The 6,894-nt window shown below is 71.2% G+C and carries 6 protein-coding genes; 3 read left to right on the forward strand and 3 right to left on the reverse strand.

All coding sequences use genetic code 11. From position 1 onward, the window contains the following. Positions 1–174: 174 nt before the first annotated feature. A complete protein-coding gene (locus ABDW35_RS28530) occupies positions 175–948 on the reverse strand; it encodes a FadR/GntR family transcriptional regulator (RefSeq protein WP_343717241.1) in 774 nt (257 codons plus the stop codon). 49 nt (positions 949–997) lie between these two features. Beyond that, on the reverse strand, positions 998–1,750 hold the full coding sequence (locus ABDW35_RS28535) for an SDR family oxidoreductase (protein ID WP_343717242.1): 753 nt from the start codon (positions 1,748–1,750) through the stop codon (positions 998–1,000). Between the two features lie 67 nt (positions 1,751–1,817). Between ABDW35_RS28535 and ABDW35_RS28540 the strand changes: the two genes are divergently transcribed. Continuing rightward, positions 1,818–2,600: a fumarylacetoacetate hydrolase family protein gene (locus ABDW35_RS28540; RefSeq protein WP_343717243.1), complete on the forward strand. Its 783-nt coding sequence runs from the start codon at positions 1,818–1,820 to the stop codon at positions 2,598–2,600. A gap of 94 nt (positions 2,601–2,694) precedes the next feature. Further along, entirely contained in the window at positions 2,695–3,501 is an 807-nt protein-coding gene (locus tag ABDW35_RS28545; protein WP_343717244.1) for a methyltransferase domain-containing protein, read from the forward strand. A 36-nt stretch (positions 3,502–3,537) separates the two neighbouring features. On the opposite strand, the gene ABDW35_RS28550 is transcribed toward ABDW35_RS28545, so the two are convergent. Next, positions 3,538–5,937 (reverse strand): transketolase, encoded by a 2,400-nt coding sequence (locus ABDW35_RS28550; protein ID WP_343717245.1) that lies wholly within the window; start codon positions 5,935–5,937, stop codon positions 3,538–3,540. Positions 5,938–6,131: 194 nt separating this feature from the next. Between ABDW35_RS28550 and ABDW35_RS28555 the strand changes: the two genes are divergently transcribed. After that, the coding region (locus ABDW35_RS28555) for a DUF1800 family protein (RefSeq protein WP_343717246.1) at positions 6,132–6,894 on the forward strand (763 nt) is incomplete at its 3' end.

The raw sequence follows: 6,894 nt of genomic DNA on the forward strand, positions 1-6,894 counted from the left end.
GCGGGAGAGGTCGGAGACGCGAAGCGGCTCCGGGTGAGGGGAGTTTGTCGAGGCCGGGACCAGCCCTCACCCGGCCGTCCTGCGGACGTCCGACCTCTCCCGCGTCCGGCGGGAGAGGCAAAGCGAAGCCGTCGACATCATGCTGCGTTCAAGCGCTTGCCCTGCCCGCCCCGATCAAGCCGGCACGTCCGCCGCGATCGCCGCTTCCGGGCTGGCGGCCTCCAGCTCGCGGGCGCTCTGGTTCATGATGAACTGCATCGCCTTGCGTGCCGCCCGGGCGTCGCCGGCGGCGATGCTCTCATACACCGCGCGGTGGTCGCCGACCGCCAGCGGGAAGGCCCGGTTGCGCCGCGCCTGGGCCTGGAAGCTCATGGTCAAGAGCGGGCCGAGGATGGTGCTCAGCCGCTCGATCAGCGCGTTGCGGCTGGCGGCGAACACGGCGAGATGGAAGCGCACATCGGCGCTGTAGAAGGCGCGCGGGTCCTCGCCCGCCTTCTCCATCTCGTCCAGCGCCTCCTGGATCAGCGCCCGGTCCTCCGGCTGCGACCGCCGTGCCGCCAATTCGGCCGCCGCCGGCTCGATCGCCCAGCGCAGCTCGACCAGGTCCCGCCGGAAGGTGGGGACCAGTGCCTCGGGCGAATGCCAGCCGAGGATGTCGGGGTCCAGCAGGTTCCAGGCCTCGCGCGGCCGCACCCTTGTGCCGGAGCGGCGCCGGGGCTCCACCAGCCCCTTGGCCGCCAGCACCTTCACCGCCTCGCGGATCGCGCTGCGGCTGGCGCCGTAGGTCTCGGCCAGCTCGCCTTCGCTCGGCAACGTGTCTCCCGGGGGGATCTGGCCGGATACGATCCGGGCTCCGATATCGTGGACCACCCGGCCATGCAGGCCGGCGGAAGGATACCCGTTTTTCTTCATGCCGCGGTCTTCGACCTTCTTTGGATCCTGGGCCATTGTCGCCGAAATCTCCCGCGTTGCAATGATTTGACAAAAAACCGGGGTGTCAGCGCCCCCCCGACACGTCGATCGTGGTCGCCGTCATGTAGGAGGCGGCGTCGGACAGCAGGAACAGCGCCGCCTCGGCGATCTCCTCCGGCCGGCCGATGCGGCCGATCGGGATGCTCGGCGCCACCGCGTCCAGCACCGATCTGCCGCCGATATGGTCGTCGTTGATGTCGGTGTCGGTCAGGCCGGGGCGCAGGCCGACGACGCGGATGCCGTCGGCCGCCACCTCGCGCGCCAGGCCGACAGTGAGGGAATCGACCGCGCCCTTGGACGAGGCATAGGCCACCTCCTGCGGCAGGCCGCCATGCCGGGCCGCGACCGAGGAGATGTTGACGATGACGCCGCCGGGTCCGCCATGCCGCCGCGACATCCGGCGGATCGCCTCGCGGCTGCAATAGAACATGCCGAAGACGTTGATGGCGTAGAGCGCGGCCAGGGCCTGCGGGTCGTCCAGCGCCTCGGTCCGGGTCACCGGCCCGATCACCCCCGCATTGTTGATCAGGGCGGTGACGGGGCCGAGCACCCGGTCAACATCCCTGAACATCGCCGTCACCGCGGCGCTGTCGCCGACATCGGCGGCGAAGGCGGCAGCCTCGCCGCCGGCGGCCTTGACCCCGGCCACCAGCGCCTCCGCCGCGTCGCGCGACCGGCCGTAATTGACCGCCACGCGCCAGCCCCGGGCCGCACCCAGCCGGGCGATGGCGGCGCCGATACCCCGGCCCGCGCCGGTGACGAGCAACACCCCGGCCATGGCGTCCTCCCTCTTGTCCGACGAATGAGCGTAGCAGAGGATAAATGCCCGACCAATGGAGCGCGCGATGGCAATCGATCTCCATGCCGCGGCCGGCATTCTGGCCGCCCACCGGGCACGGCCCGGCGCCTTTCCCGGCCTGCCGGAGGGGCTGCGGCCGGCCGATCTGGCGGCGGCGCGCCGGCTGCAGGACGCGACTCATGAGCGGCTGTCCGCCGCCGGCTGGGGGCCGCGCATCGGCTGGAAGATCGGCTGCACCACCCCGGTGATGCAGCGTTTCCTGGGCATCCCGGAGCCCTGCGAGGGCGGCATCTTCCAGGCCAATGTCCAGGTCGGCCCCGGCCGCTTCCCGGCGGCGGCGCATCACCGCATCGGCGTGGAATGCGAGATCGCGGTCCGCCTCGGCCGCGACCTGCCGCCGGGCGAGCATGGCCGCGAGGCGCTCTCGGACGCGGTGGAGGCAGTGCTGCCGGCGATCGAGGTGGTCGACGACCGCTATGCCGATTTCGCCGCGCTGGGCGCCCCGACCCTGCTGGCCGACGATTTCTTCCAGGCCGGCTGCGTGCTGGGCGCGCCGGTCGCCGGCTGGCGCGGTCTGGACCTGGCCGCGCTGTCCGGCCGGATGTGGGTCGACGGAGCCGAGGCCGGTCGCGGCCATGGCCGCGACGTGCTGGGCCATCCGCTGAATGCCCTGGCCTGGCTGGCCGGAACGCTGGCCCGCCGGGGACACGGCCTGAAAGCCGGCGAGATCGTGCTGCTGGGCAGCCTGGTGCAGACCCAGTGGCCCGCGGCCGGCGCCCGCATCGCCATCGAGATCGAGGCGCTGGGCCGGGTGGATATGGAGACCTAGGCCGGCTCCGCCCTGCGATCCCGCTGGACTTTCCGCCCCGCCGGCCATCGACTCATCGGGGAGGCCAAGAAGAAACCAGAGGGAGGCTGTCGAGATGGAGACCGATCGGATCTTCCAGGGCCCCATTCCCGCCCTGTACGACCAGCATCTGGGGCCGATGATCTTCGCGCCCTATGCCAGCGACCTGGCGTCCCGGCTGACCGGCCTGCGGCGCGGCCGGGTGCTGGAGACCGCCGCCGGGACCGGCATCGTCACGCGGGCCTTGCTCTCCACCCTGCCGGAGGAGGTGTCGATCGACGCGACTGACATCAACCAGGCGATGCTGGACCAGGCGTCACGCGTGATCGCCTCGCCCCGGGTAACATGGCGTCCGGCGGATGCCCAATCCCTGCCCTTCCCGGACGGCACCTTCGACGCCGTGGTCTGCCAGTTCGGCGCGATGTTCTTTCCCGACAAGGTGCGGGCCTTCGCCGAGGCGCTTCGCGTCCTGAAGCCGGGCGGCAGCTTCCTGTTCAACGTGTGGGACCGGATCGAAGCGAACGAATTCGCCGATGTCGTGGTGCAGGCGGTGGCTCGCCTGTTCCCCGACAACCCGCCGCTGTTCCTGGCACGCACGCCGCACGGCCATCACGATGTCGCCGCCCTGGAGGCCCAGCTGCGCGCCGCGGGGTTCGGGTCGGTGACCTCCGAGACGGTGACGCGGCGGAGCGCGGCGCCGGATGCGATGTTCGTCGCCATCGGCTACTGCCAGGGCACGCCGATGCGAAAGGAGATCGAGGATCGCGCCGCCGACCGGCTGTCCGAGGCGACCGAGGCCGCGGCCGCCGCGCTTGCCGCCCGCTTCGGCCCCGGCCCGATCAGCGGGCAGATCCGGGCCCATGTGATCACTGCCGGGCGCTGAGATCCCGGCGGCTTACCCCTCCGACCGGTTCATTCCTCACCGCCCCAGTAGCGCCGCGGCGCAGGCGTCGAGGATGGCGTCGGCGTCCAGCCCGTACGTCTTGTAGAGCTGCGGGATGGTGCCGGACTGGCCGAAATGCTCGACGCCCAGCGGCTTGACCCGGTGGCCATGCACGCCGCCCAGCCAGGACAGGGTCGCCGGATGACCGTCCAGCACCGTGACCAGCGCCGCTTCCGGCGCCAGCGGCGCCAGCAGCCGCCGCGCCAGGCAGGGCTCGACCGCATGGCCGGCGCGCACCGCCGCCAGCTCGGCATGCCAGCCGGCGTTGAGGCGGTCGGCCGAGGTCACGGCCAGCAGGCCGGCGCCGGGGATATCCTCCAGCACCTGCTCGAAGGCGGCGATCGCCTCCGGCGCCACCGCGCCGGTGTAGGCGATGGCCAGCGACGCGCCCGGCGCCGGCTGGCGCAGCCAATAGCCGCCGGCGATCACCGCCTGGCGCAGATCCTCGGTCATCTCGCGCTTGGGCTGCTCCAGCGGCCGGGTCGACAGGCGCAGATAGACCGAGCCGCCGTCATGGTCGCGCACCCAGTCGCCGGCCTTCGGGTCGGACTTGTCGCGCTGCATATAGTCGAAGCCCCAGGCCATGATCGCCGCCAGCTCGTCGACATAGGCGGGCTCGAAGCTGGCCAGGCCGTCCTGGGCCATGCCGATCAGCGGCGAGCCGATCGACTGGTGCGCCCCGCCCTCCGGCGCCAGGGTCAGGCCGGACGGCGTCGCCACCAGCATGAAGCGGGCATCCTGGTAGCAGGCGTAGTTCAGCGCATCGAGGCCGCGGGCGATGAACGGGTCGTAGAGGGTGCCCACCGGCAGCAGCCGCTCGCCGAACAGCGAATGGGTCAGGCCGAGCGCGGCGAGATTGATGAACAGGTTGTTCTCGGCGATGCCCAGCTCGACATGCTGGCCGTCCGGCGACATGCCCCAGCGCTGCGCCGAGACCACCTTCTGTTCCTTGAACACATCGGCGCGGCCGTGCCGGTCGAAGATGCCGCGGCGGTTCACCCAGCCGCCGAGATTGGTCGAGACGGTAACGTCCGGCGAGGTGGTGACCACGCGTTCGGCCAGCGCATCCTCGCGCTTGGCCAGCTCGCCCATGATCCGGCCGAAGCCCTCCTGCGTCGACATCGTCTCGGCCAGGGCGACGTCCAGCGCAGCCGGCACCGGGATCCGCGCCGCCTCGTAGCGGCGGCGGCCCTCGGCGGCGAAGGGCACCTCGGCCAGGAAGCCGCGCAGCTCGTCCGCCAGGTCGTCGATGCCGGCGAAGGGCTCCCACTCCCGCCCCTCGGGCACGCCCTGGCTGGCCTGGAAGGCGGCCATCTGCTCCGGGTTCATCAGCCCGGCATGGTTGTCCTTGTGGCCGGCGAAGGGCAGGCCGAAGCCCTTGATGGTGTAGGCGATGAACACCGTCGGCACGTCGTCCGTAATGCCGCGGAACGCCTCCAGCACCGTTTCCATGTCGTGGCCGGCCAGGTTGGTCATCAGCGTCGCCAGCGCCGCGTCGTCATGGTCGGCCAGGATCTCGGCGATGCCGGCCGTGCCGCCGATATCGGCCTGCAGTTGCCGGCGCCAGGCCGCGCCGCCCTGGTAGACCAGCGCCGAGTAGAGCGGGTTCGGGCATTCGTCGATCCAGCGCCGCAGCGCGTCGCCGCCGGGGCGCTGGAACGCGGCCTCCAGCAACCCGCCGTATTTCAGCGTCACCACGCGCCAGCCCATGTTCTCGAACAGCTTGTCGATGCGGGCGAACAGGCGCTCGGTGACGATCGAATCCAGGCTCTGGCGGTTGTAGTCGATCACCCACCAGACGTTGCGGACATCGTGCTTCCAGCCCTCCAGCAGGGCCTCGTAGATGTTGCCCTCGTCCAGCTCGGCATCGCCCATCAGCGCCACCATGCGGCCGCCGGCCTTGGCGCCGCGGCCCCATTCCTTCAGCGCCACATAGTCCTGGGCGATCGAGGCGAACAGCGTCATGGCGACGCCGAGCCCGACCGAGCCGGTGGAGAAGTCGACGTCGTCGGCGTCCTTGGTGCGCGAAGGATACGACTGGGCCCCGCCGAGCGAGCGGAAGGCCTCGAGATTCTCCCGGGTCTGCTGGCCCAGCAGGTACTGGATGGCGTGGAACACCGGGCTGGCATGCGGCTTCACCGCCACCCGGTCCTGCGGCCGCAGCACGTCGAGATAGAGGGCGGTCATCACCGTGACCAGCGAGGCGGAGGAGGCCTGGTGGCCGCCGACCTTGAGCCCGTCCGGATTCGGCCGGATGTGGTTGGCATTGTGGATCGTCCAGGCGGAGAGCCAGAGGATCTTCTTCTCCAGCGCCTTGAGCAGGCGCAGCCGGTCCGCCGCCGCCGCGCCGTCCGTCTCGATGCGCGTCTCACGCATCCTGCGACCAACCGTCCCCATCGCCCGACACCCTCGCCCTGCTGCAGATCAGCCTTTACCTTAATCAGCACGACAGTGAACCGGACGCAACGGCGGCGCGCTCCCACCGGAACGACGCCGGCCGACGGAATCCCGCCGCCCCGCCGTGCAAGGGGCGGAGGGGGCCGATCGTTCGAAAGCGGGGACGGGAAGCCATGTCTCTGGTCGAGGCGGCGATCGCCGCGAATCGCTTCGGGTTCGGCGCCCGGCCCGGGCAGCTGGAGACCCTCGCCGACAACCCTTGGGACTGGCTGCGGGCGCAGGTGCGCCAGCCCGCCGCCCCGGCCGGCGACATGCCGCTGACCAAGGCGGGAATGGAGATCCTGATCGCGGTGCAGACCGCGCCGGACGAGGAGAGCCGCAAGCCGCCTCAGGAGCGGGCGCGCGTGCTGCGCGACAGCGACCGCGTGGCGCATATCCAGGCGGCGGTGACCAGCGACACGCCGTTCCGCGAGCGGCTGGTCAAGTTCTGGACCAACCATTTCACCGTCGCCTATGTGCAGAGCTACGTCGTTCCCTTCGGCGGCGCCTATGAGAACGAGGCGATCCGCCCGTACGTCACCGGCAAGTTCCGCGACCTGCTGGGCGCGGTGGTGAAGCACCCGGCGATGCTGTTCTATCTCGACAATGCGCGGTCGGTCGGGCCGAACTCGAAGGGCGGGAAGCAGGCCGGGCTGGGCCTGAACGAGAATCTTGGGCGGGAGCTGATGGAGCTGCACACGCTGGGCGTCGACGGCGGCTATACCCAGGCCGATGTGCGGACGCTGGCGATGATCCTGACCGGCTGGACGCCCGGCCGGGCCAAGGACCCGCCCGGCACGGTCTTCGCCTTCCGCCCCGGCGGCCACGAGCCCGGGCCGAAGCGGCGAAGCGGCAAGCCGGTGACATCTACCGCCACAACGGCGGACGCGGCGTGGA

Origin of the sequence: Inquilinus sp. (genome assembly GCF_039594555.1) — a bacterium.
In the GTDB taxonomy this organism is placed as follows: Bacteria; Pseudomonadota; Alphaproteobacteria; order DSM-16000; family Inquilinaceae; genus Inquilinus.